We start from the raw sequence: 23,264 nt of genomic DNA, 5'->3' as shown, positions 1-23,264 counted from the left end.
TCATCAACGTTGGTCGCGTCACGCCCGCCAGGGATCCCTCGCTCGTATTGTTCACCTCCCTCGCACGGGGGATTTCGGCGGCTGCGCCACCCTGACAAGATGAGCTGTATGCGCGGCCGCACCGTCACCAGCACCATCCACGTGTTCCTGGGTGCTGCGCTGGCCTTGCCCTTTATTGCGCTGGGGTGGGCCTTCGCTTCGTCGATGCGGATGGCCGACAGCACCAACGCCGTGCTTCTCATTCTGCTGGCGGTCGTCACCGCTGGTCTGGCGGTCGCGGTGCTGACAGCACCACCCGTGCGTCAGCTCGAAGTGGCAGCCGCACGGCTCTTGCTCGGGGCGGAGGTGCCGGACGTTCGCCATCCTCGTTCGTGGGATTCGAGGCTGCGGGGACTCGGCTGGTTTGTGCTGAACACGGTGGCCGGCAGTATGGCGGCGCTTGTGCTGATCACCGGTGTGCCGATGGCGGCGGGTCTCTTCGCGTTCCCGTTCCTTGACGGCGCCCGCCTGCGTTACGGCACCGCACAAGATGCGGTCATCGAGGCGGGCGGCGGCTGGTCCGCAGCGTGGGCAGTGCCAGTCGGGGTGTTTGTCGGGGCGGCGACAATCGCGTTCTTGGTGGGAACTGGGGCAGTATTGCGGCGCGCCGCGCCGGCCTTCTTGGGGCCGACACCTGCTGATCGGCTGGCGCTTGCGCAGTCACGGGAGCTTGAGCTCGCGGCACGGAATGAGTTAGCGCGCGAGCTCCATGATTCTGTCGGCCACGCGCTGACTGCCATGTTGATGCAAGCCACGGCGGCCGGGCGAATCGCCGATACGCGGGGTGGAGCGGACGCGGCGGTGCGCGACTCCCTGGCCGCGATCGAGTACACAGGGCGCGCAGCGCTCGGCGAGCTCGATCGCATGCTCGGTCTGCTCCGTGACGCACCCGCGGACGCAGGGCAGACACGTACCCTTGCCGATGTGCACAGTCTGGCTGGCAACGCGCCTGTCCCCGTCGAAGTGACTGAAGAAGGAGACGCCAGATCCCTGCCGCCGCGCGTCTCGGCCGAGGCGTATCGGATTGTGCAGGAGGGCGTGACAAACGCTGCCCGTTACGGCGCGGGTACAGTCCGGGTTAGGCTCGTGGCGACGCCGGAAGAGCTCACCGTCACCGTGCGAAACACAATTCGTGCACGCGATCCGGTGGCGCGTGACGGGCACGGGCTCAACGGTATTCGAGAGCGGCTCCTGCTTTTGGGTGGCGAGCTGGACGCTGGCGAACACTCCGGCGAATGGGTGCTGCGCGCACTGCTGCCTGTGGCACGGAGGCCAGCATGATCAGAGTTGCGATCGTCGACGATGACCCATTGGTGCGTACCGCACTTGCGGCAATCATCGGCACCGAGCCAGGGCTTCACGTGGCCGGCGAGGCGGGTGACGGCGTCGACGTGCCAGCCCTCGTCCGGGATACGTCACCAGATGTTGTGCTGATGGACGTCCGGATGCCCAACATCGACGGGATCGAAGCGACACGGCGAATCTCGGGCCGCGGGCAAACTGGCACGCCTAGGGTCCTTGTGCTTACGACGTTCGAGAACGACTCGTACGTCTATGAGGCGCTGCATGCCGGTGCAGCTGGGTTCCTGCTGAAACGGGCCGAGCCGGAGCTCCTGCTCACTGCGATCCGGATGCTCGCGACGACCGATGCGCTTCTCTTCCCCGAAGCATTGCGGCGACTCGTTCGCCAGCAGTCACCACCCCGCGGATCTACGTCGCAGCACGCAAAACTGACGGCTCGCGAAACGGAAGTGCTCAAGGCGCTCGCTCGCGGCCTGACCAACGCGGAAATCGGCGCGGAACTCTTTCTCTCGACTGAGACCGTGAAGACGCATGTGGGATCGATACTCGCGAAACTCGGCGCGCGTGATCGCACACAGGCGGTGATCTATGCGTATGAGTCAGGACTCATTGCAGTGGGCGCGCCCGGACAGTGACGGCTGCTGCGGTTATGGATCGATTAGGACGTCATCCTGACCGGGGTGCCCGCGTGGTATGCGAGGTGCGCTGGCACCCTGGCTGAGGTAGACATGCGCGCCAGCTGTGCGATCGGGTGGTTTCGCACCGGAATCAAACCATGGTGCGCATAGAAGCTGTGAGCCGGCTCGCTGATCAGCGACTGGCCCCGAGCGCGAGTTTTGTGATGAGGTACACGGGATACGGTCCCGCGGTTAGCCAGCCGACAAGCAGGAGTCTGTATCAGCTCTCTCCACATCTGCGCAAATAAGCGCAGATTTCCCGCTGCCATGGCGCATTTCTGTGCGCACTTGTGGCGCCTCTCGTTTACCACTTGCGGTTGACGCAACGTCAATGCGTACGGTTCTCGCATGGACTGGCCAATCCAAGAGGTAGCCCGGCTTGCGGGAGTAACGACGCGAACGCTGCGTCACTATGACCACATTGGGCTTCTCGCACCAACCCGCACGGGGGCGGGCGGGCTGCGTTACTACGACGCGGACTCGCTCACCCGGCTCCAGCGCATCCTTATGCTTCGCGATCTTGGGCTCACGCTGCCGACTATCGGCGATGTGCTCGACGGGGAGAAGGACGACGTCACAGCTTTGCGTGGCCACCTCGTCTGGCTTGAGTCGGAAAAGGAACGTCTTGGCCGGCAGATCCGTGCGGTGCAGCACACCATTGAAACGAAGGAACGAGGGGAAACACCGATGGCCGAGCACATGCTGGACGGATTCGATCACACGCAATACAAGGAGGAAGTGGAGCAGCGGTGGGGCAAACAAGCCTATGCCGACGGTGACCGCTGGTGGCGCGGGCTTAGCTCCGATGACAAGGCCGCTTTCATGACCGAGGTGAAGTCGCTCAACGACGAGTGGCAGCGCGCCTATGCGGCCGGGTACAGCCCGGACGGCGACGAGGCGCAACGAGTCGCCGAACGTCATTACAAGTGGCTCACGGCTGCATACCAGGGCAAAGCGCCCGTCAAAGAACATCTGACGGGACTTGCGCAGATGTATGTTGACGATCCGCGCTTCGCCGCGAACTATGAGGCATCCGCGGGTGACGGTGGTGCGGTCTTCGTCCGCGATGCGCTTGTGACCTGGGCTGAGCGGAATCTCTGACGGCTAACCGGTGCAGTGATCGTGCCCTAGCGTGACGGTTGCTGTGCGGTGCAACCGGTGGCAGCCGTCATCGGCGATGATCGCATGGTCAACGTGTGCCACCGCGGACGAGTCCGTGAGATCAAGTGTCATCACCCCATTGCGGAACCACGGACCGTGCGGGATGGTCCAATCGAGACCCGTGTCGTCGACCTTCGCGCGGTGCGCGAGCCACCTGAATGCTGATGCGACGGTTCGTGCGCCTAGCAATTTCTTCGCTTGGCGCACGGCCTTCGGCAGGGGATTCCGAAACGGCGACATCGTCAGCTGGGTAATCGCCATGCGCGAGTGCGCCAGTTCGTCGAGGGTCCCGGAGGCGATGTAGGAACTGTGGACATCTCCCGAGAGCCAGGTGACCGTGTGGGGCGGCTTCGGTTTGGCGGCGACGTCGCGGATGAGCGTCACCATGTCGAGAAACGACGCACGGAACGCACCCCAGTGCTCTAGGTCGAGGGCGCGACGTATTCGCTCACCGGCATGTGCCCATCGTCGTCCCCAGCTGCCCGCGCATACCGCCTCATTCCAGCCTTCGAGCTGGTGGATACCGGGAAGCATGAGTACCGGAAGGGACGTGCCGATCAGAATGTGCGGAGCGTCTGATTCAAGTACCTGCTCACGCACCCACCGCCACTCGTGATTATCGAGAAGCCGACGGCCGGTTTCAGCGAGAACTCTTGAACACCTGGTATCGACCATCACGAGGCGTGCTCGACCGAAATCTCGCACAAAACTCCATCGTGCCTGCTCTGGCTGCTGGTCGGCGTCCAGCGCAAACTCTCTCAGATAATCCTCCCGCCCTGTGTCGTCATGAGCATTGCGCAACACGTCGAAGACCGCGTCCTCAGCAAGCTGCGCTGGCGATAAGTTGCCGAGGTGCTGGTAGACGAAGTACGAGGAGAGCGCGCCTTCGACGATGCGCTTCCAGTTGGGGTTGCCAGCCGCCTCGCGGCGCCACGCGAGCGAGGTGTTCCAATCATCACGCAGGTCGTGGTCATCGAGGATCATGCAGGTGGGGACGGTTGAGAGCAGCCACCGCACATCCGGCTGTGCCCACGCTGCTTCGTAGAGGACAGCGTATTGACCGAAATCCACCGCGTGCAGCTGCCCGTCGTCTTCGCGTGAGAGATGCGCGGCCAGCGACTCTGGGCCGTTGTCGGCGTACACCTGGTCACCGAGGAGGCAGAGGACGTCCGGCCACTCTGAACGATCGATGCTCGTCATGAAACGCGAGAGAGCGACGAGTGAGTCCGCGCCCAGTTCTCTAGATACCCCAGGAGAAAGGTCGCCAGCACGGTAGCAGGAGCCGAATGCGATTCGCGTGCGGCGAGTCGGGAGCTCTTTGCTGGGCTGCGTCCGAATCACGTTACGCGGCCACACCGCATGGCCTGCTTCCGTCCCTGGCGGCCATGCCTGCTCGGCATTCAACTCGACCGTGTAGGGGAGTTCACTGTCTGAGGCGAGTCCGGTGAGCACGAGCAGCGCGAAGTGTCTGCCGTGGACAGCCCAGGTGGACTCTTCCGCGACTATCGCGTCACACCGAACTGTCACCCGACACGCTCGATCCGTCTGGACCCATACTGTCGCTGAATGCGAGTCAACGTATCGGAGCAGCGGACCGAGCGTGAGCTCAGGTTTACCGGGGGGAACAGGAGGCACGCTGTCATTCTGTCGGTCATTACGCGCGGTTGCCTGAGTTTTCGTCAGGAAGCGCCGTTCACCCGCGTGCTGCTTTGACCTGCAGAATCACGAAACCGGTTACTACAAGGGCCTGAACGACCACCCAGACCCGCCCCACGGTTGTCAGCGAGAGCGCACCCGTTGCAGCCACCACGAGGGAAGCGGCAACCCACGCGGCGTTGACCTCCGCGATCACGATTGCCATCCGGCGGTTCACCGGGCTGCGTGTGCCCGCCCAGCCCACGAGTATCGCGTAACCGGTGAGGAACAGGCCGATAGCAACCAGGGTCGGTGCGGCGGGGCCGATCAGTTCGTCGAGAACGGTGGCACCGGCGACGTAGGCGAGACCGTTGAGGCCGGTGACCACCGCGTCGAGCTGCAGCGTCGCGCGCATTGAGAGTGGTGCGGTACTTCTAGTCTGAGTTTTCATGCTCGGAGCATCCACCCTTGCGGGTAGGGGCGTCGATTACCTGGCAGGTAATCAGGTCACTGAGCGGTCGATCATCGTCCCATCTCGTAGGTTCCTGCGATGCGCCGCGCAGCCGAGACCACGTTGTCGAAGCGCACCGGGGCCGCCACCGGCTCTCGCACCAGATCGAGCGCGCGCCGTTTCTGCGCCCGAGTCGCCGTGGTCTTGCAGTGCAGCTTGATTGCATGGCCGGAGAAGTCAGTGACGAGTACTTCGAAGAGGTGATCGAGCAGGTCCTCGCTGGTGTTCTCGATGTTTGCCTGCTCCAGGATCAGCTGAGCGTACGGGACGAGGGTGAATAGTTCACCAAGGCTGAACAGAAAGTCGACGTCTTTCTGCTGCTGCGGAGTTGGGCTGGCCGCCACCAGCAGTGTCTGCAGCGCCTCGGCCTGCGAGAGGAACACCTGGACATTCGGGATGTGCCGGAACTTCGCGAAGACGGGCCGCCAGTCGGCGAACTGGACTTTGCTCAGGCCAGCGCTCGCGCCCTGCTCAAAAAGGAAATCGTCGTTGCTGGCGTCCCGTCGTGTCGGGACGTCTGGAAGATCGGCTGTCGATAGGACGGCACGAACCTTCGGTAGCGTCGCGAGCGCTGCGCTGGTGCCGCGCAAGCTCGTCGAAAGCGTCCTCACTACGCCGCGTGGTGCGCTGCCAGCAGGAAGCACGCGCAGCGCGACGAGCCCGGCATCGGCGGGCCGGAACATGAAGTTCTGCATGAACTTCAGTGAGAGTGCCATGTTGACGTGGACGGTGCCTTCGAGGCGGGGCAGGCCACTCACGCCCAACAGCGCCATCGTGAAGTACATGTCGTTCTCGAACGCCCGCGCCGCAATGGTGTCGGCCAGCAGCGTGACGATCTTTTCACCTTCGCGCGTGACGTTCATCTTCTCGATCGCGTTGAACAGCAGGTAACGTCGGTCACTCGGGGTCGCGGAGCGCATGTAGTCGATTGCGCGCTCGCTGTAGAGTTTCATGCCGACCAGGCGCGCGTAGGCTTCTGCCGTCATCCGGCGGATCTGGGGGAATTCTGTGACGCGCTGGCCGAAGAGGACGCGGTTCTCCGCGTGGGTCATCGCTTCGAACATCGCGTGCTCGCACGTGCCGATTGCGCCGAACCCGAGGTTGAACTTTCCGATGTTGACGGTGTTGATCGCGGCGTGGAATGCGCTTTTTCCGGCGTGCAGGATATCGTCCGCAGCGACGGGGTACTGCTCCAAATCAAAAGCCGCAACGTACATTTGGGCGTCGACCACGTTCTTGCGCAGCTTGTAGTTCTCATGCTGACTGTCTGCGGCGAAAAACACGTACCCTTCGAAATCTTCTTCGGGGCGGTGGCGCTCGATGTCGGAACTGTCGATGATCGGCTTGTCGGAGCGCCGCCCGAATACCGATACCATGGCGGCCTGGTTCCCGTTGCCGATGTAATACTTGCCGCCACTCGCGGTGTAGCTTCCCGGCGCGTTTTGCTGCGGCTGAAGGACCATGTCGGTCGAATAGACGTCCGCACCGTGATCCTGCTCTGATAGGCCGAAAGCGAAGATCTCCCCGGCTTCGAGAAGTTCCGCGGCTCTCCTGCGTGCTGTGGTGTTCTTGGACTGCCAGATCGGCCCGAGCCCGAGAATTGTGACCTGCCAGACGTACCAGTACTGCATACCGTAAAAGCCCAGGATTTGGGAGTACATCGCGTTGCGGGCGGTGTCCCAGCGCTTATCGGGGTCACCGTTGGCGTCACTCGACGTTGTCAGGAAGAGGGCGAAGATCCGCTCCTTCTTGACGAAGTCGAGGAAGTCGGCGTACCAGACACGCTCGCGATCCTGCTGCTTGAGCCACTGTTTGCCGCGGGATTCGAAGAACTCGATTGTTGCGCGGAACAGCTCCTGTGTCTTTGCGTCGAACTGGGTGAAGTTCGTGGATTTCGGGTTAAACAGGGTCTCTGAGGAGGAGGCCATGTGTGTCCTTTCGGGTGTGCAGTGCACGTCGCGCCGGAACATTACTACACTAGTGAATATTTTTGCTACATTGAGGAAGGAATATCTACAAGGCTGTAGATATCGGCCCGATGCAAAGGAGCATTCGTATGACCGCTCTGCGTGTGACCGACTACGGGTTTTTCGGTCCGGAGTCACCGACCTGGAAGGTGTGGACGCACCCCACCGCGCTGATCGGATTCCAGCGCTCCGTGTCGCTCGAACACTTTGATCCGTTCCTCGCCGCCGCGGTCGCTGACATGTCCGGCATCTACAGCGATCCGCGCGGTCGCCTCGACCGAACCTTGGCGTACTTCTTGACGGTAGCTACTGCGGACAGCAGGACGGCAATCCGCGTTTCCGAACACTTGATGAAGGTTCACGCGCGAGCCACCGGCACAGAACCGATAACTGGCCGGCGCTACAGCGCGAACAACCCCGAATCGCAGCTGTGGATCCACGTCACCGGCTGGCACTCCGTGCTCAAGTGCTACGAGATGTACGGCCCAGGCAAGCTCACTGCAGAGGAGGAGCGGCGATACTGGGCCGAATGCGCGGTCGCCGCGAGCCTGCAAACATGTGATGCCGCTGATGTTCCCGCGTCGAGGGAGCAGGTGCACGAGTATTTTGAACGCGTTCGGCCGTCTTTGTGTGTGTCCGAGCGTGCTTACGAGGGAATGCACTACCTGCTGCGGACGCCCAAGAGCAGAGGTTTGACGTTGTGGGCAGGCAGCAGAATCCTCGCTCCCGCCACCGTAGCCACGCTCCCGCGGTGGATGCGGACGGTCGGCGGCTTCGACCAGCCTTCAGCCATTGACAGAGCCGTCGTTCCAATGACGAAATTACTGGTTCGGATCGGCGGGATTCCTGCCGTGGCTGACCGCGTGCTGGCGGAGTACGCACCGATGACGGGCGAGGTTCTCCGTCAGCATCGCACGACCGCTGCGCCGGTGCGTGAAGAAACTGTGACGCCCAGCGAGGCCAAAGCGCGGTACTCAGCAACGGGTACACGCCGCGAGCGCTCGGGTGCTGCGGTATAGGCGGAAAACCGAATGCCACAGAAGGTGCCGTACCCTGTCGATGTGCCACGTGCCTCTCGGAGCAAGACGCGCGCTGCTCACCTCGGACCAGAGCGCCGCCGCCCGCAGATCCTCAATGCCGCACTCGAGATAGCGGTGGCGGACGGCGTGGGCGCAGTCACCATCGGTGCGGTCGCGCAGCGCCTGGAGGTGACGCGCCCAGTCGTTTACTCCTGCTTCAACGACCGTGTTGAGCTGATCGATGAGCTGCTCACGCGGGAATCGGAGGCGCTGCTTGCGAACACGTTGCTGGCGTTGCGCTCTGCACGCGGGGACGATCTCGAGACCGCGTTTGTGCACGGCTATCAAGCTTTGCTGAAAGTGGTGGCCGAGCAACCGGACTCGTGGCGTCTGCTGTTCTTCGCACAGCCGGACCCGGCCGTGTCGGATCGATTCGCCAAAGCGCGCGCGGTGGTTGCGGAGCATGTGTCGGCGCAACTGCGACCAGTGCTCGATGCGCGGGGGACGCGCGACCTCGACCGTAAACTGCCCGTGCTCGTCGAACTCTTCATATCCTCATGTGAGGCGTCGCTGCGCTCTCTGCTCGGGGTGGCTGGCGAGTGGCAGCCAGCAGAACTGGGAGAGCTTTACGGTCGCGCGATGTGGCGCGCGTTCAGCGACGTCTGACGATTACCCGTGCGGTAATAGCCTGACCGCGTCTTGTGCTGTTTAGTGATGGCATGCCACAGCGAACGGCGGTAAAGAGCGCGATCGGCCCCTTATTGCGCGAGTGGCGCAGCCGGCGTCGGCTGAGCCAGCTGGACCTGTCGATTGAAGCGGACATTTCTGCTCGCCACCTCAGCTTTATCGAGACGGGCCGGTCCAGGCCCAGCCGCGAATTGGTATTGCGGCTGGCGCAGACGCTGGATGTGCCGATGCGCGAGCAAAACCAGCTGTTGATCGCGGCTGGCTTCGCGCCGGAGTTCGGCGAGCGCTCACTCGACGACCCTGATCTCGCGCCTTTCAGTGCGGGGATCGATCTGGTTCTTTCCAGCCACGACCCGTACCCCTGCTTGGTGGTAGACCGGTCCTGGAACTTGATGCGTGCCAATCGCGGTGTCGGGGTGCTGCTGTCGCAGATCCCCGAGGATGCGCCCGCGCGATTGCTGTATCCGCCGATCAATGTGTTGCGCCTGAGCCTGCACCCGCTGGGACTGTCATCTCGCATCGTGAATCTGTCGCAGTGGCGTGCCCATGTGCTTGGACGCTTAGGGCGCGAGGCAGCCACGAGCAACTCTGCGCAACTCCGGGACCTGTTCGACGAATTGATGGAGTATCCCGGTGGGCTTGACGCGGAATCGATCGAGGGCGTCGCAATCCCGCTTATTTTGCGGACGGACGGCGGCGCTGAGCTTGAGTTTGTCAGCATGGTGAGCACTTTCGGCACCGCGCACGATCTGACACTCGCCGAGCTGAGTATCGAGACGTTCTTGCCCGCGAATGCGCAGACGGCGGATGCGATGCGGCAACTGGTGGGCGAGGAGTCGCCGCTCAGCGGTGAATCAGGCAGGTAGTCGTTCCGTGTGCGACAAGCCGTCCCTGGTCATCGAACACTTTGCCTTCTGCTGTGGCGGTCGATCGCCCGGTGTGAATGATCGTGCCGTGAGCTGTCAGCCGTACGCCACTGGTCGGGACAGTACGCAAATAGTTCACTTTGAGCTCGAGTGTGCTGTAACCGGTCGCCGGTTCCAGGGTGGTGTGCACGGCGCACCCCATCACCGAGTCGAGGAGCGTCGCGCAGATGCCGCCGTGCACGTTGCCGAGCGGGTTAGCGAAGTCTGGCCGCGACACCGTGCTGAATTCCACCGTTCCGTACTCGACAGCTCCGACTTCCATGCCGAGGAGTTTCCCGATGTTCGGCGGCTGTTCGGGTAGGGCGGTCATCATGCGCAGCAGCTCGAGTCCGGTGAGCTGGGAAAGATCTGTCTTTTGCCGTGTCATAACGAAGAATCTATGACAGAGTGCATAATCAGATCAATGTGGTGGTCCCCACTTGGGTTAGCGGTCCGCTGTCGCTGAGAGTTCAGGTCAACTCCAAACGCCGGTAGGATCGGCCGAGTGACACTTGTTGCCGGAATCGATTCGTCTACGCAGTCCTGCAAAGTCCTGGTTTGTGACGCTGAGACCGGGCGAATCGTGCGGGAAGGGCGCGCCAAACACCCGCCCGGCACGGAGGTTGACCCCGCATTGTGGGAACGCGCGCTTGCCGAATCGATCACTGATGCCGGTGGCCTCGATGATGTCGCGGCGGTCTCTGTTGGCGCCCAGCAGCACGGCATGGTGTGCCTCGACGAAGCTGGTCGCGTTGTGCGCCCGGCGCTGCTGTGGAATGACATTCGATCGGCGAGCGCCGCGGCTCAACTAGTAGACGAGTTCGGTGGTGCGGCAGCATGGGCGGACGCCGTCGGGGTAGTGCCGCTCGCGGCGATCACAGTGAGCAAACTGCGCTGGCTCGCCGACACCGAGCCGGCGAACGCGGACCGCACTGCTGCTGTCTGCCTGCCGCACGACTGGCTGAGCTGGAAGCTCAGCACCAGTGGGGACATCGTCGATCTGGGCACTGACCGCAGCGACGCTAGCGGGACAGGTTACTTCTCCGCAGCGACAGGCGAGTATCGGCGTGACCTGCTGGCGCTGGCCAGCCGTGATCGTGACTATGTGCTGCCACAGGTGGCTCGTCCCAACGGCGCGCTGGGAGAGACGTCGTGGGGCGCCACGATTGGTCCCGGCGCGGGGGACAATGCTGGCGCTGCCATCGCGCTCGATGTGGGCGATGGCGACGTCGTTGTATCGATCGGGACTTCGGGCGTGGTGTCCGCCGTGTCGGCTGTAGCTCCGCACGATCCACGTGGTTTTGTTGCCGGCTTCGCGGACGCGACGGGCCGGCACCTCCCGCTGGTGTGCACACTGAATGGTGCTCGCGTTCTTGACGCCGCGGCGTCGATGCTGAACGTGGACTACGCCGAACTGTCGCGACTGGCGCTTTCATGCCCGCCAGGTGCGGATGGCCTCGTGATGGTTCCCTATCTGGAAGGGGAGCGCACGCCGAACCGTCCCCTCGCCACAGGGGCGATTCACGGGCTGCGGCTCGCTAACTCGACGCCAGCCCACTTCGCGCGGGCCGCGGTCGAAGGACTGCTGTGCGGGCTCGCGGAAGGCATCGATCATCTCGTCGCGCAAGGAGTAAACGTCCGCCGCATCCTGCTCGTCGGAGGCGGGGCGAAATCAGAGGCGCTTTGTGCGATCGCGCCCAGCGTGTTCGGTGCGCCCGTGGCTGTGCCCCAGCCTGGAGAGTATGTGGCGACAGGCGCCGCGCGGCAAGCCGCCTGGACCCTCGCTGGCACGGCGGAACCGCCCCGCTGGGAACACCCACCGTTCGGGACCTATGAGGCTGAGTCCGTGCCGAGCATCCGGGAACGGTATGCCGAGGTACGCAACCTCACCGAGGGGACAGAGTAACAACACCCATGGCGACGCCTTTCTGACACGCGTTTCTTCCGTCGCGTTTTCGGCGCTGTGTCCCGGGCACCCTCCTCTCAGCGGTCGCCCGCAAGAGACCGCAGTGCCGATCAGTAATCGCGGGGCACCGCGACGAGGAGGTCATCGTGAAGGCAGTTGTGTGGTGCGGAGTGGGAGACATTCGCCTCGAGGACGTCGCTGAGCCGCAGATCAAAGAACCCACGGACGCGATCATCCGCATCACGACCAGCGCAATATGCGGCACCGATTTGCACCTCGTCAGAGGCACAATGCCGGGCATGCAAGACGGCACGATCCTTGGCCATGAGGCGATCGGCATTGTCGAGACAACTGGAAGCGCCGTCCGCGGTTTCACTAAAGGCGACAGGGTCGTCGTCTGCTCGACTATCGGCTGCGGCACATGCTCCTACTGTCGCGCCGGCTACTACGCGCAGTGCGATAAGGCCAACCCAAACGGACCGCTCGCCGGCACGTCCTTCTTCGGAGGTCCCGAAGCCACAGGACCAGTGGACGGACTACAGGCAGAGTTCGCCCGCATCCCGTTTGCGGCTACGACGCTCGTGAAGGTTCCGGACTCGGTGAGCGACGAGGAAGCCATCCTGGTTTCGGACATTCTCCCGACAGCGTGGTTCGGGTCCCGTCTCGCACAGGTGAGCACCGGTGACACTGTGCTGGTCCTCGGCGCGGGAGTGGTTGGTCAGTGTGCGATCGCGTCAGCAAAGCGGCAGGGTGCCTCACGCGTCTTGGTTGTCGACGGAATCGCATCCAGGCTCCAAATGGCGCGACGGCAGAACGCGGAAGTCATCAACTTCAACACCGAAGACCCGGTAGCGATGGTGCATGAACTCACCGGCGGTATCGGTGTTGACCGGGTCATCGAAGCTGTCGGTGTCGACGCAGAACGGCCGGCGAAGGGGCCTGCTGCTGACGAATTGCCGTTGTCGGAATCTGACTTCGACGATGAGCAGCGCAACGCCGCGCCCGGGGCGAAGCCGCAGGGCGATACTTGGGTGCCAGGCGACGCTCCAAGCCTGGCATTGCGCTGGGCGACGAAGGCTGTTGCTAAAGCGGGAACCATCGGCATCATTGGGGTGTACCCACCGACATTCGATGCGTTCCCGATCGGCGAGGCGATGAACCGTAATCTCACGATCCAGGGCGGGAACTGTAACCACCGCAGGTACGTTCCGAAACTCCTCTCGATGGTGGCCCGGGGCGATATCGATCTCACACCCTTCATCACCCAACTTCGTGGCCCAGAGAATGTTCTAGACGCATACGAGCGCTTTGACCGCAGGGACGAGGGCTGGGTGAAGACTGTGCTCGCAATGTCATAGGTTCCGCGACCCCCCAAAATCCCTCTACGCCCGTCAGTCATAACCCATCCAAAAGCGGCGTTTCGATTGACGGGTGCAGATGGATTCAAACCGCAGGTCAGCGGACAGGCGCGCTGACTAGTTTCTCGAGAGTCGCACGCGCCCCGTCGCGGTGCAGGGAGTCCAGCGCCCAGGTGTACGCCTCGGTGAAGCGCGGTTCGTCAGCCAGTGCGCCGAAAACCGACGTGTTCTTCACGAAGACCAGCGGCTCGTCACGCTGACGCTGCGCGAGCGGCACCAATGTGTTTCGCAACTGGTCGACGACCTCGATCGGCTGGCCGTGCTCATCGACTCCTTCGGCGTAACGTGCCCAACTCGCGACGATCGCTGCGGAAAGCCGGATGTCACCGTCCTTCGCAAGGTTCTCCCGAATCACCGGCAGCAACCACTTGGGGATGCGGTCGGACGATTCCGCGCACAGCCGCGCTATGGTGTCCGCGATCTCGGGGTTGGAGAACCGCTCGATCAGTGTCTTCTTGTACTCATCGAGGTTGACTCCGGGCACTGGCTTCAGGGTTGGTGTGGCTTCGCGATTCATGTAGTCCAGCAGGAAGGCCGAGAACAGCGGGTCCGAAGCGGCGTCATGGACAAGCCGGTAGCCCGCTAGGTACGCGAAGTAGCACAGACCCTGGTGGCTGGCGTTGAGCAGACGAAGCTTCATCAATTCGTACGGAGCCACATCCGTAACGAGATGGACCCCTGCCGCATCGAACTCGGGTCGCCCATCGGCGAACTCATCTTCGAGCACCCACGACGTAAACGGTTCCGCCACAACGGGCCAGCGGTCGTCGATGCCAAGGCGCTCGGTGATGGCAGCCGTTACTTCGGGTGTAGTGACGGGGGTGATTCGGTCAACCATCGAGTTCGGAAACGTAGTGTTTGCACGCATCCATTCCGCAAGGCCGGGGTCCTTGAGCTCCGCAAACGCGGTGAAGACCTTACGTGCCACATGACCGTTGCCCTCGATGTTGTCGCAGGACATCACGGTGAAAGACGGGAGTCCCCGCTCGCGGCGCCGTGCTAGCGCCGCAATGACCAGGCCAAACGTTGTGGTTGGGGCACCGCTCGTGAGGTCGTGCTGTACCGCGGGATGCGAGGCATCGAACTCACCGGTGTCATGCCGCAGGTTATAGCCGCCTTCGGTCACGGTAAGGGAGACAATGCGGGTGCCCGGCGCTGCCATCTTTTCGATCACTGCCTCCGGATCATCGGGGGCGTAGAGGTATTCGACGATCGAGCCAATGATCCGTGCGTCCCACGTGCCGTCCGAGTGTCGCGAAACCAGCGTGTACAGGCCATCTTGGGCATCGAGTGCGCCTTTCATGCGCTTGTCACCGGGCATGACACCGACACCGCATATTCCCCACTCGCGCGCCTTACCTGTATTGAGGAGCGTGTCGACGTACATCGCCTGGTGGGCGCGATGAAACCCGCCGACGCCGAAATGGACGATGCCGGTGGTGATTTCGCTGCGATCGTAGGTGGGCACGGTGACGTGAGCGGGCAGGCTTCCAAGAGTCGCGGCGGCGAGTGTGACGGGGGCATTCATGGGGCGTTACTCCTGAAAGTTAGAGGCGTACGACAGCTTTGATTGTGCCGGCGGTGCGGTCAGCGTTGAGTGCGGCTTCGGCCGCTTCGAGGGGAAAAGTGGCGGTGACCATGCGGTCGAGGTCGACGCGTCCGCTCGCGGCAAGTTCGATGGCGGTCGGCCACGTGTGCGCGTAGCGAAAGACTCCCGTCAGAACGAGTTCGCGATTCTGGATTGTTTGGACTGGCAGCTCCATGGTTTCCGCGCCCATGCCGACAAGGACGACGGTGCCGCCGGGGCGAACAGCGTCGATTCCCGAATTGATAGCGGCAGGTGCGCCCGAGGCATCGATGAAGACATCGGCAGCGAGTTCGCTGAGGTCGGTCTTTCGTGGGTCGAGCGCTTGGGTGGCGCCGAATTTCGTGGCGAGTGTGCGGCGCGTTTCGTCGAGGTCGGTCACAATGATCGATGTTGCTCCGAAGGCATGTGCTACCTGGATCGTCGCGATTCCAATCGGTCCAGCACCGGCAATCAGCACGTGCGATCCCGCCGTTATTCCGCCTTTGCGCGCCGCCGCAATAGCTACCGACAGGGGCTCGCAGAGCGCGGCCGCGTCATCTGACAACGAGTCGGGCACGCGGTGCGCGAAGTCCGCGCCGATCGTCACGTATTCGCAGAGCGCGCCGTCTATCGGCGGGGTTCCGTAGAAACGCATGTGCGGGCACAGGTTGTAGGCACCGCGCCGTGACTCAGCCGTGGTGGGGTCGGGGCGCTGCGGCTCGATCGATACCCGTTCCCCGATGCGGGCTTTTTGTACGCCCTCACCGACAGCGACGATGGTGCCCGCTGCTTCGTGGCCGAGGATGAGCGGGGCGCTGACGACATAGTGCCCGATTCGCCCCTCGCGGAGGTAGTGAGTATCTGACCCGCAGATCCCGACTGAGCTGACTTTGATCAGTACATCCCCAGGGCCCGGTGCGGGCACCGGGCGCTGCTGCATCTCGATCCGCCCTTTCTCGAGCAAAACGCTCGCGCGCATTGTTGGGGGAATCGGCTCACCAGTGTGACCGCGTTGGCTTTGTGAAGAAGTTGTTGTCTGTGTCACATCGACTATGTTAGCGTAGTGAGCAGAAGATCGCACCATGAACATTTGCTCAAGATTGGGAGGGCGGGTTGGTCGTTTCACACACCTCCGGTTCACCGGAGCAGGCGTCAAGCGCGGAGGACTTGCGTGTGTGCCTGCGGGCCGCCACGCTCTACTACCTCGACGGGCTTACGCAGGCTGACGTCGCGTCGCGACTAGGAGTTTCGCGGCCCACCGTCGGCCGCCTCGTTGCGAGGGCGCGGGCCGAAGGGCTCGTCACCATTGATGTGCACATTCCGAAGCATCTCCGCGACGACTTGCACAGTGAGGAAGAGCGCGCCCTTGAGGAAAAGTTCGGGCTGACTGAAGCGATCGTTGTCACCGACAACGTCGACAGCCTTGACGGCAGTTTCACCAGTGTAGGACGAGCGGCCGCGGGCCTTCTCACGCGGCGCGTCCGTCCCGGCGACACACTCGGCTTCACATGGGGCCCGGAGACAGTCGCGGTGGCGCAGGCGCTCCCTGCGAATACCGCCACAGCGCGCGAGATCGTTCAGCTCGACGGTTCGATGAGTGCGATCAACTACCAGACGGGAGTCGAGTACATTCTCGGCCGGTGCGCGGCACAGCTCAAGGCCATGACCGTGCGTCTGCCCGCTCCGCTGTACGCGGACGTGGACACGGTCACTGCGATGAAGGCAGATTCCGTGATCTCTGCAGCACTGAAGAAGGGCCGCGAGGCCAGCATGATGATCTTCGGTGTCGGTGCCGTCTCAACAGCCGGCACGCTGTTCGAAGGAAGTTTTATCGACGCCGATACCCTCGGCATTCTCACGCGTCTCGGCGCAGTCGGGGAGATCGGCGGACAGTTCTATGACCAGGACGGCAGCGCCGTCGACGGCCCGCTCAACAACCGCACGATGTCGATCAATCTCGACGATGTCCGGGCTTGTCCCGGTTCGATTCTCGTGACCGGCGGACATGCGAAACACGAAGCGGTGCTTGGTGCCGTTCGAGGCGGATTGGCAAAGATGCTCGTCTGCGACCTCGAGTGCGCGCAATGGCTTCTCAACCAGAGGTGAACCAGTGAAATTACGTAAACAACCAGCATTCAAGTGCATCGCTGGCGCTGGCGCGCTCGTGTTTGCGCTCAGCGGATGTGCCGGAGCGGGCTCACTCGGCACGTCCGACCAGACCGTGACAATAGCGATGGTCTCCAACTCTCAGATGCAGGATGCCAGAGCATTGTCGGCCCAGTTCCGGGCCGAGAACCCAGACGTCGATCTGCGGTTCGTGACGCTTTCAGAGAACGAGGCGCGCGCGAAGATCACCGCATCGACTGCAATGGGCGGTGGCGAATTCGACGTCGTCATGATCAGTAACTACGAAACCCCGCAGTGGGCGGAGCACGGCTGGCTGACCAACCTATCGGAGTTCGCACGCGAGACCGAGGGGTACGACGAGGACGATTTCATCCCGTCACTGAAGGACTCGCTCTCGTACGAAGGCGACATGTATTCGGTGCCGTTCTACGGCGAGTCGTCCTTCCTGATGTACCGCCAGGACCTGTTCGACGAAGCCGGAATTGAGCTGTCGAATCCGCCGACTTGGACGGAAGTGGCCCAGGCTGCGGAGCAACTCGACCGGCCCGGCCTGCCTGGCATTTGCCTCCGCGGCAAGCCCGGGTGGGGTGAGGTGCTCGCACCGCTGAACACGGTGATCAACACCTTCGGGGGCCGCTGGTTCGATGAGGACTGGAACCCCCAGCTCACCAGCCCCGAGGTGCAGCGGGCCGTGCAGTTCTACGTCGACCTGGTGCGCGAGCATGGCCAGCCAGGCGCAGCCACCAGCGGATTTAGTGAGTGCGCGACACAGCTCGCGCAGGGTCGCGTCGCGATGTGGTATGACTCCACGGCTGCGGTATCTGTGCTCGAGGATCCGTCATCGAGCAATGTCGTTGGGCAAATCGGTTACGCGCTGGCACCCGTCGAAGAGAAAGAGCACGCGGGCTGGCTATACACGTGGTCGCTCGGTATCCCAGAGACCAGCACCAACAAAGAAGCTGCATGGCGCTTCATTTCCTGGATGACAAGCCCGGAATACATGCGACTGGTGGGCGAGACACTCGGCTGGGACCGCGTGCCGCCGGGCAGCCGCAACTCCACGTACGAGATCCCGGAGTACGCCGAGGTTTCGGCAGCTTATGGGCCACTCACCCTCGAGTCGATGGCAAACGCGGACCCGTTGCAGCCCACGGTGCAGCCGGTGCCCTACACGGGTGTGCAGTTTATTGCGATCCCGGAGTTTCAAGATCTCGGGACGCGAGTCAGTCAGCAGATCAGCGCCGCGATCGCTGGTCAGAAGTCCGTATCGGAAGCGCTTGAACAAGCACAGCTGTATGCCGAGGCTGTCGGCGCGAGTTACAGGGAGAACCAATGACATCCGTCGCGGTGAAAGACACCGCTCCCAGCAGCGCGGAACATGTCCGCGCCGTTAAAAAAGCTAAGCACGACAGCATTTCTCGTGCCGAGGGGTGGCGCCGGCGCGGCCCGCTGCTGCCCGCACTGATCTTCATGATCGTGGTCACCCAAATCCCGTTCGTCTTCACGCTGTACTACTCAACGCAGTCCTGGAACCTGGTGCGACCCGGCTCGCGAACTTTCGTCGGGTTCCAGAACTACGCTGATGTATTCCGCGACAGCGTGTTCCGCGAGGCCGCGGTCAACACTGTTCTTCTTATTGTGGGAACCGTGCTGATCTCCGTCTTCCTCGGACTGCTGCTCGCACTGTTGCTCGATCGGGCATTTCTTGGCCGCGGTATCGTGCGGACGCTGCTGATCACGCCGTTCCTGGTCACGCCAGTAGCGGGCGCACTGATCTGGAAGACCGCGATGCTCGACCCAGTCTTCGGCATCATCAACTTTGTGCTCTCCCCGTTCGGGGTGGAACAGATCGACTGGGTCAGCCGATTCCCGCTCGCCGCGGTGATGGCGAACCTGGTCTGGCAGTGGACCCCATTCATGATGCTGCTGATCCTGGCTGGCCTGCAGTCCATGCCGCGCGACATCCTCGAAGCCGGGCGAGTTGACGGGGCTAGCGCATTTTCCCTGTTCCGTGAACTGACCCTGCCGCACCTGCGCCGCTTCATCGAACTCGGTGCGGTACTCGGTGCGATCTACCTCGTCAACACGTTCGACTCGATCTACATGATGACCCAGGGCGGGCCCGGCACCGCGAGTTCGAACCTTCCGTTCTATATCTATCAGCGCGCCTTCCTCGGATTCGACATCGGTCAGGCCGCCGCGATGGGCGTCGTTACCGTCATCGCGACGATCATCGTTGCCACCCTGGCATTGCGCCTGATCTTCAAGACCTTCACTGGGAAAGAGGAGGCGGCGTGATGAGCACCCGAACCGATTCCACCGTTCAGCCAGCGGGCACAGTCCGCGACAGCCGCCGGCACGTCAAAAAGACCCGCAAGCCAAGCATCTGGGGATTGCTCGCGTGGATCGCCGCGCTCGGCTTCTTCTTCCCCGTGTTCTGGATGGTGCTCACCGCGTTTAAGCAAGAGGCCGACGCCTACGCGGATCCGCCCAAGCTGTTCTTCACGCCTACGCTCGAGCAATTCCGTGGTGTGTTCGAAGCCGGTGCCGGTATCGCCCTGATGAACTCGGCGTTCGCGACGATCGTCTCGACGATCCTGGTGCTGCTGCTCGGTGTGCCCGCGGCCTTCGCGCTGTCGCTGCGCCCCGTCAAACGCACCCAGGACGCACTGTTCTTCTTCATCAGCACGAAGATGCTCCCCATCGTGGCTGCGATCATTCCGCTGTATGTGATCGTCAGCAACATTGGGCTGCTCGACAACATCTGGGCGCTCGTTGTCCTTTACACCGCGATGAACCTGCCGATTGCGATCTGGATGATGCGGTCATTCTTCCTCGAAGTCCCAGGCGAGCTCCTCGAAGCTGCCAGCATGGACGGCGCGAGCTTGTGGACGTCCGTACGGGAAGTGATCTTGCCGCTCGTGTCCCCCGGTATCGCCGCGACCGCCCTGATCTGTGTGATCTTCTCGTGGAATGAGTTTTTCTTCGCCGTCAACCTGACAGCTGTTCAGGCGCAGACGATCCCGGTCTACATGGTCGGCTTCATCACCGGTGAAGGACTCTTCTGGGCGCAGCTTTCAGCGGCAGCGACTCTCGCGGCCCTTCCCGTCATCCTCGCTGGCTGGCTCGCACAGAACAAGCTCGTGCGTGGCCTGTCCTTCGGCGCCATCAAGTAACTCAACCAGGCTTCTCACTCAAGGAACTGACATGGCAACAATCACCTACGAAAACGCCTCCTGCATCTACGAGAACTCCGACTCGCTCGCAGTCGACCGCCTCAACCTGGACATCGAAGACGGCGAGTTCATCGTCCTGGTCGGGCCATCCGGCTCCGGGAAATCCACCGCACTCAGGATGCTCGCCGGGCTGGAAGACATCGACGAAGGCCACATCCGCATCGGCGGCCAAGACATGGTCGGTGTCCCGTCGAAAGACCGCGACATCGCGATGGTCTTCCAGAACTACGCTCTCTACCCGAACAAGACTGTCGGCGAGAATATGGCCTTCGCGCTGAAGATGCGCGGGGTTCCTGCCGACGTGCGTAAGAAGAAGGTCGAAGACGCCGCCAAACTGCTCGACCTCACCCAGTTTCTCGATCGCAAGCCGGCGAAACTGTCGGGCGGGCAGCGGCAGCGGGTCGCAATGGGACGCGCGATTGTGCGTGAACCTCAGGTCTTCTGCATGGACGAGCCCCTGTCCAATCTTGATGCAAAATTGCGTGTACAGACCCGCACCCAGATCGCCGCACTGCAGCGCCGCCTGGGAACGACCACCGTGTACGTCACTCATGACCAGGTTGAGGCAATGACAATGGGTGACCGCGTCGCCGTCCTCAAACTCGGGCAACTTCAGCAATTCGCGTCTCCCACCGAACTGTATGACCGGCCCGCGAACGCGTTCGTCGCCGGGTTCATCGGCTCACCCGCGATGAACCTCATGACAGTGCCGATCGTCGCCGACGGCGTTCGCATCGGAAATTCGGTGCTCGAATTAGAGCGCGGCCAGATGACCGCGCTCCACCGCGAAGACATCGACACCGTCACAGTGGGTATTCGGCCGGAACATCTCGAACTCACCACCGAAAGCGGTGGGATCGATGCGGTCGTCGATCTGGTGGAAGCACTGGGCAGCGAATCGTATGTCTACACCCACATTGACGGCACCGACCAGCAACTCGTCGCACGCTCGTTGAGCCGAACACCTGCTCGCCTGGCCGACTCCGTCACGCTGCGCAAGGGCAGCGGTTCGGTACACCTCTTCCACCCAGAAACTGGTGAACGCATCGAATGACCCCTGTTAACCGGCCTGGCGGACGCGCTTCCGCCAGGCCGGTTCGGGCTTTACACCCCCGCGCTCTCGGCCCAGGGGCGAGCCTTCAAGACCACATCAATCGCTTGGCCGTTTGGCGTCGCTCGTACGGCATGGCGAAGGTCAGCTACCTGGTATCCCGACGCCGCTTCGGCGAGCAAACCGATATCGGGAAGGACGGACGGGTCCTGCGGCCCGCCCGTACCGCGGTCCACGTTTTCGCGCGCGTGGCCCAAGTACAACAGCATGCCTGCGGGAGTGAGCCAGGTGAAGGCTCGCTGGAGTACGGCGCGGAGAATGTCGTGCGGTAAATGAAGGTAGCTGAACAACACGAGATCGAAGGTGCCAGCGGGACTCCACTGAGTGACATCTGCGACCGCCCAGGTGATCCGGTCGCCGGGGTCGCTTTCTTGCCCCTTTCGGATCGCGCTTTCGGAAAAGTCGACGGCTGTCACCGCCCAGCCGAGGGTAGCCAGCCATCTCGCATTTCGCCCTGATCCGCATGCGACGTCGAGCGCCGCACCTGACGGTGGCGTGGCGTCCAGGAGGCTGGGCAGAAGCTGCGCTGGGTTCGCGCCCCACGGCTCGCTGTCGGCGTCGTAGCGAGCATTCCACTCTGTGTTGCGCATGCGTCGATTGTCACCCACAACGCCGGCTGCTCTCACAGCGGCCCGCGCCTCTACCACCGACAGTCTCAGCCAAGCCCTGCAGCGAGCTTTCTGACTATTTGCGGCAACTGTGCCCCCGCGCCTGCCGCGTAGATCTCATGCATCGGGCCGATGAGGTGGCTCTGCGAGGCGGCGTGGACGCCTTCACTGGCGGCGACAATGTTCGCCAGCGCGGTGGCCTGCATACTGAGCGGTGAGTCGCTGGCGTCTGTGGTCACCGCACCGGCCATGGCTGTGAGGAACGGTACGAGCAACTGCTCGATGAACTGCGGTGCGCCGTCTTCGCCCACCAGCTCAACCGCATGCCGGGTGCCGGCGAACATCCCGTACATTGCGCTCAGCAGCGCGAGGTCGTAGTTCGCTGCCGCCCCCGCATCCGGCCCAACGTAGACGGCATTCCCCAGTGCCGTAAGCGTGCGCCTGGCACCGGCGAACGCGCGTTCATCACCGCTGTACAAGACAAATGATCCTGGCTGGCCGACCCCAGTGGGAACCGCCATGATTCCCCCGTCGAGGTAATCGATGTTGTGGGCTGCCGCCCACGCGCTCAGTTCGCGTGCCTGCTGCGGTGTGCCATTGGTGAGGTTGACGAGCGTCTTTTCCGCAAGTGCAGTCGTCGCCGGCTCCACGACTGAGCGTGCCGCAGCGTAGTCGGCGACACAGACGATGACAATGGGGTGTGCGGTCACCGCTTCAGTGGCCGTTGCCGCTGCGATCGCGCCCGCTTCAGAGAGTGGCGCGGTCTTCGCTGCCGAGCGGTTCCACACGCTGACCTTGCCGCCGGTGTCGATGAGGGCCCGGGCAATTGCCGCTCCCATCGGACCCAGGCCGAGCACCGCGGCCGACGTTTCTGCTGCTGAGTTAGCTTGTGACACAGATACTCTCCGTTGTTGTTGGCGTGAAGAACTAACAACAATCAGCATCGTCACCGCGTATACAATCTTCAAGTACCTACTAATTAGTCAGATACCTACCAAAAGGTAAGTAAGCATGAAGCGAATTTCTTACAGTTGCGGGCTTGACGCCGCAATGGATGTGGTTGGCGGCAAATGGAAAGCGCTGATCCTGTGGGCGCTGGACACATACTCGCCGTGCCGATTCGGTCAGCTGAAAAGGCTGGTGGAGGGCGTGAGTGAGAAGATGCTGATCCAGCAGCTCCGGGAGATGGAATCCGACGGGCTGGTGCATCGCGAGGTCTACCACCAGGTGCCACCGAGAGTGGAATACACGCTCACACCGCTCGGTGAATCGCTGAACAAAGCTCTCGAGCCGCTCAGCGAGTGGGGATACGAGAATATGGAGCACATCGTCGCGGTGCGTATTACCGGAAGGCAGGCGTAGCAGCGGTGAGCCAGCAGCCGCGATGT

General features: G+C 62.6%; 22 protein-coding genes. 14 read left to right on the top strand and 8 right to left on the bottom strand.

The window, feature by feature from the left end; translation table 11 throughout:
- Positions 1 to 99 precede the first annotated feature (99 nt).
- The 3 genes from ONR57_RS10335 (at position 100) to ONR57_RS10325 (ending at position 3,119) form a co-directional block, all read left to right on the top strand.
- Positions 100 to 1,320, top strand: coding sequence for a sensor histidine kinase (locus ONR57_RS10335; RefSeq protein WP_265123238.1), 1,221 nt, complete (start codon positions 100 to 102; stop codon positions 1,318 to 1,320).
- Positions 1,317 to 1,976: a response regulator transcription factor gene (locus ONR57_RS10330; protein WP_265123237.1), complete on the top strand. Its 660-nt coding sequence runs from the start codon at positions 1,317 to 1,319 to the stop codon at positions 1,974 to 1,976. The genes ONR57_RS10335 and ONR57_RS10330 overlap by 4 nt, the downstream gene beginning before the upstream one ends.
- 390 nt (positions 1,977 to 2,366) lie before the next feature.
- The gene (locus ONR57_RS10325) at positions 2,367 to 3,119 is read left to right on the top strand and encodes a MerR family transcriptional regulator (protein ID WP_265123235.1); all 753 of its coding nucleotides are present in this window, start codon (positions 2,367 to 2,369) and stop codon (positions 3,117 to 3,119) included.
- 3 nt (positions 3,120 to 3,122) lie between these two features.
- Here ONR57_RS10325 and ONR57_RS10320 read toward each other — a convergent pair whose 3' ends face one another.
- The 3 genes from ONR57_RS10320 to ONR57_RS10310 form a co-directional block, all read right to left on the bottom strand.
- A complete protein-coding gene (locus ONR57_RS10320) occupies positions 3,123 to 4,706 on the bottom strand; it encodes an alkaline phosphatase D family protein (protein ID WP_265123234.1) in 1,584 nt (527 codons plus the stop codon).
- A 166-nt stretch (positions 4,707 to 4,872) separates the two neighbouring features.
- Entirely contained in the window at positions 4,873 to 5,265 is a 393-nt protein-coding gene (locus ONR57_RS10315) for a hypothetical protein (RefSeq protein WP_265123232.1), read from the bottom strand.
- Between the two features lie 71 nt (positions 5,266 to 5,336).
- Complete coding sequence (locus ONR57_RS10310) at positions 5,337 to 7,253, bottom strand: acyl-CoA dehydrogenase family protein (RefSeq protein ID WP_265123231.1); 1,917 nt, start codon at positions 7,251 to 7,253, stop codon at positions 5,337 to 5,339.
- A gap of 128 nt (positions 7,254 to 7,381) precedes the next feature.
- Between ONR57_RS10310 and ONR57_RS10305 the strand changes: the two genes are divergently transcribed.
- Genes ONR57_RS10305 through ONR57_RS10295 form a run of 3 tightly spaced genes read left to right on the top strand, consistent with a single transcriptional unit; the run spans position 7,382 to position 9,864 of the window.
- Entirely contained in the window at positions 7,382 to 8,311 is a 930-nt protein-coding gene (locus ONR57_RS10305) for an oxygenase MpaB family protein (protein WP_265123230.1), read from the top strand.
- Positions 8,312 to 8,353: 42 nt separating this feature from the next.
- Positions 8,354 to 8,977, top strand: coding sequence for a TetR/AcrR family transcriptional regulator (locus tag ONR57_RS10300; RefSeq protein WP_265123229.1), 624 nt, complete (start codon positions 8,354 to 8,356; stop codon positions 8,975 to 8,977).
- A gap of 53 nt (positions 8,978 to 9,030) precedes the next feature.
- Complete coding sequence (locus ONR57_RS10295) at positions 9,031 to 9,864, top strand: helix-turn-helix domain-containing protein (RefSeq protein ID WP_265123228.1); 834 nt, start codon at positions 9,031 to 9,033, stop codon at positions 9,862 to 9,864.
- Here ONR57_RS10295 and ONR57_RS10290 read toward each other — a convergent pair.
- Complete coding sequence (locus tag ONR57_RS10290) at positions 9,842 to 10,291, bottom strand: PaaI family thioesterase (protein ID WP_265123227.1); 450 nt, start codon at positions 10,289 to 10,291, stop codon at positions 9,842 to 9,844. The two genes, ONR57_RS10295 and ONR57_RS10290, sit on opposite strands and share 23 nt — an antisense overlap.
- 117 nt (positions 10,292 to 10,408) lie before the next feature.
- Between ONR57_RS10290 and ONR57_RS10285 the strand changes: the two genes are divergently transcribed.
- Positions 10,409 to 11,809, top strand: a complete 1,401-nt coding sequence (locus tag ONR57_RS10285) for a xylulokinase (protein WP_265123226.1) — start codon at positions 10,409 to 10,411, stop codon at positions 11,807 to 11,809.
- Positions 11,810 to 11,955: 146 nt separating this feature from the next.
- Positions 11,956 to 13,167 carry a zinc-dependent alcohol dehydrogenase gene (locus ONR57_RS23310; RefSeq protein WP_265123225.1) on the top strand — a complete coding sequence of 404 codons (1,212 nt, stop codon included), beginning with the start codon at positions 11,956 to 11,958 and terminating at the stop codon, positions 13,165 to 13,167.
- A 97-nt stretch (positions 13,168 to 13,264) separates the two neighbouring features.
- Here the strand turns inward: ONR57_RS23310 and ONR57_RS10275 are convergent, their stop codons facing one another.
- Entirely contained in the window at positions 13,265 to 14,755 is a 1,491-nt protein-coding gene (locus tag ONR57_RS10275) for a mannitol dehydrogenase family protein (RefSeq protein ID WP_265123224.1), read from the bottom strand.
- 19 nt (positions 14,756 to 14,774) lie between these two features.
- Positions 14,775 to 15,773 carry an NAD(P)-dependent alcohol dehydrogenase gene (locus ONR57_RS10270; RefSeq protein ID WP_265123381.1) on the bottom strand — a complete coding sequence of 333 codons (999 nt, stop codon included), beginning with the start codon at positions 15,771 to 15,773 and terminating at the stop codon, positions 14,775 to 14,777.
- Positions 15,774 to 15,907: 134 nt separating this feature from the next.
- Between ONR57_RS10270 and ONR57_RS10265 the strand changes: the two genes are divergently transcribed.
- From ONR57_RS10265 to ONR57_RS10245, 5 genes are read left to right on the top strand one after another with little or no spacing between them, the layout of a single operon-like run.
- On the top strand, positions 15,908 to 16,900 hold the full coding sequence (locus ONR57_RS10265) for a sugar-binding transcriptional regulator (RefSeq protein ID WP_265123222.1): 993 nt from the start codon (positions 15,908 to 15,910) through the stop codon (positions 16,898 to 16,900).
- A 4-nt stretch (positions 16,901 to 16,904) separates the two neighbouring features.
- Positions 16,905 to 18,257, top strand: a complete 1,353-nt coding sequence (locus ONR57_RS10260) for a sugar ABC transporter substrate-binding protein (RefSeq protein WP_265123221.1) — start codon at positions 16,905 to 16,907, stop codon at positions 18,255 to 18,257.
- Entirely contained in the window at positions 18,254 to 19,219 is a 966-nt protein-coding gene (locus ONR57_RS10255) for a carbohydrate ABC transporter permease (RefSeq protein WP_265123219.1), read from the top strand. Before ONR57_RS10260 ends, ONR57_RS10255 begins: the two co-directional genes overlap by 4 nt.
- On the top strand, positions 19,219 to 20,097 hold the full coding sequence (locus ONR57_RS10250) for a carbohydrate ABC transporter permease (protein WP_265123217.1): 879 nt from the start codon (positions 19,219 to 19,221) through the stop codon (positions 20,095 to 20,097). The genes ONR57_RS10255 and ONR57_RS10250 overlap by 1 nt, the downstream gene beginning before the upstream one ends.
- Positions 20,098 to 20,128: 31 nt before the next feature.
- Positions 20,129 to 21,211, top strand: coding sequence for an ABC transporter ATP-binding protein (locus ONR57_RS10245; protein ID WP_265123216.1), 1,083 nt, complete (start codon positions 20,129 to 20,131; stop codon positions 21,209 to 21,211).
- Positions 21,212 to 21,261: 50 nt separating this feature from the next.
- On the opposite strand, the gene ONR57_RS10240 is transcribed toward ONR57_RS10245, so the two are convergent.
- Positions 21,262 to 21,858, bottom strand: coding sequence for a bifunctional 2-polyprenyl-6-hydroxyphenol methylase/3-demethylubiquinol 3-O-methyltransferase UbiG (locus tag ONR57_RS10240; RefSeq protein ID WP_265123215.1), 597 nt, complete (start codon positions 21,856 to 21,858; stop codon positions 21,262 to 21,264).
- Between the two features lie 65 nt (positions 21,859 to 21,923).
- Entirely contained in the window at positions 21,924 to 22,772 is an 849-nt protein-coding gene (locus tag ONR57_RS10235; protein ID WP_265123214.1) for an NAD(P)-binding domain-containing protein, read from the bottom strand.
- 115 nt (positions 22,773 to 22,887) lie between these two features.
- Between ONR57_RS10235 and ONR57_RS10230 the strand changes: the two genes are divergently transcribed.
- Entirely contained in the window at positions 22,888 to 23,238 is a 351-nt protein-coding gene (locus ONR57_RS10230; protein WP_265123213.1) for a helix-turn-helix domain-containing protein, read from the top strand.
- Positions 23,239 to 23,264: the final 26 nt, after the last annotated feature.

The organism is Hoyosella sp. YIM 151337 (genome assembly GCF_026041215.1).
In the GTDB taxonomy this organism is placed as follows: domain Bacteria; phylum Actinomycetota; class Actinomycetes; order Mycobacteriales; family Mycobacteriaceae; genus Hoyosella.
The sequence above is the reverse complement of the archived record's forward strand: the minus strand, read 5'-3'. Positions and strand labels throughout refer to the sequence as shown.

What these genes read in the sequence shown, in the direction of transcription:
- ONR57_RS10335 (WP_265123238.1), top strand. Translation starts at nt 100, where the DNA reads ATGAGCTGTATGCGCGGCCGCACCGTCACCAGCACCATCCACGTGTTC.
- ONR57_RS10330 (WP_265123237.1), top strand. Translation starts at nt 1,317, where the DNA reads ATGATCAGAGTTGCGATCGTCGACGATGACCCATTGGTGCGTACCGCA.
- ONR57_RS10325 (WP_265123235.1), top strand. Translation starts at nt 2,367, where the DNA reads ATGGACTGGCCAATCCAAGAGGTAGCCCGGCTTGCGGGAGTAACGACG.
- ONR57_RS10315 (WP_265123232.1), bottom strand. Translation starts at nt 5,265, where the DNA reads ATGAAAACTCAGACTAGAAGTACCGCACCACTCTCAATGCGCGCGACG.
- ONR57_RS10310 (WP_265123231.1), bottom strand. Translation starts at nt 7,253, where the DNA reads ATGGCCTCCTCCTCAGAGACCCTGTTTAACCCGAAATCCACGAACTTC.
- ONR57_RS10305 (WP_265123230.1), top strand. Translation starts at nt 7,382, where the DNA reads ATGACCGCTCTGCGTGTGACCGACTACGGGTTTTTCGGTCCGGAGTCA.
- ONR57_RS10295 (WP_265123228.1), top strand. Translation starts at nt 9,031, where the DNA reads ATGCCACAGCGAACGGCGGTAAAGAGCGCGATCGGCCCCTTATTGCGC.
- ONR57_RS10290 (WP_265123227.1), bottom strand. Translation starts at nt 10,291, where the DNA reads ATGACACGGCAAAAGACAGATCTTTCCCAGCTCACCGGACTCGAGCTG.
- ONR57_RS10275 (WP_265123224.1), bottom strand. Translation starts at nt 14,755, where the DNA reads ATGAATGCCCCCGTCACACTCGCCGCCGCGACTCTTGGAAGCCTGCCC.
- ONR57_RS10270 (WP_265123381.1), bottom strand. Translation starts at nt 15,773, where the DNA reads ATGCGCGCGAGCGTTTTGCTCGAGAAAGGGCGGATCGAGATGCAGCAG.
- ONR57_RS10255 (WP_265123219.1), top strand. Translation starts at nt 18,254, where the DNA reads ATGACATCCGTCGCGGTGAAAGACACCGCTCCCAGCAGCGCGGAACAT.
- ONR57_RS10250 (WP_265123217.1), top strand. Translation starts at nt 19,219, where the DNA reads ATGAGCACCCGAACCGATTCCACCGTTCAGCCAGCGGGCACAGTCCGC.
- ONR57_RS10245 (WP_265123216.1), top strand. Translation starts at nt 20,129, where the DNA reads ATGGCAACAATCACCTACGAAAACGCCTCCTGCATCTACGAGAACTCC.
- ONR57_RS10240 (WP_265123215.1), bottom strand. Translation starts at nt 21,858, where the DNA reads ATGCGCAACACAGAGTGGAATGCTCGCTACGACGCCGACAGCGAGCCG.
- ONR57_RS10230 (WP_265123213.1), top strand. Translation starts at nt 22,888, where the DNA reads ATGAAGCGAATTTCTTACAGTTGCGGGCTTGACGCCGCAATGGATGTG.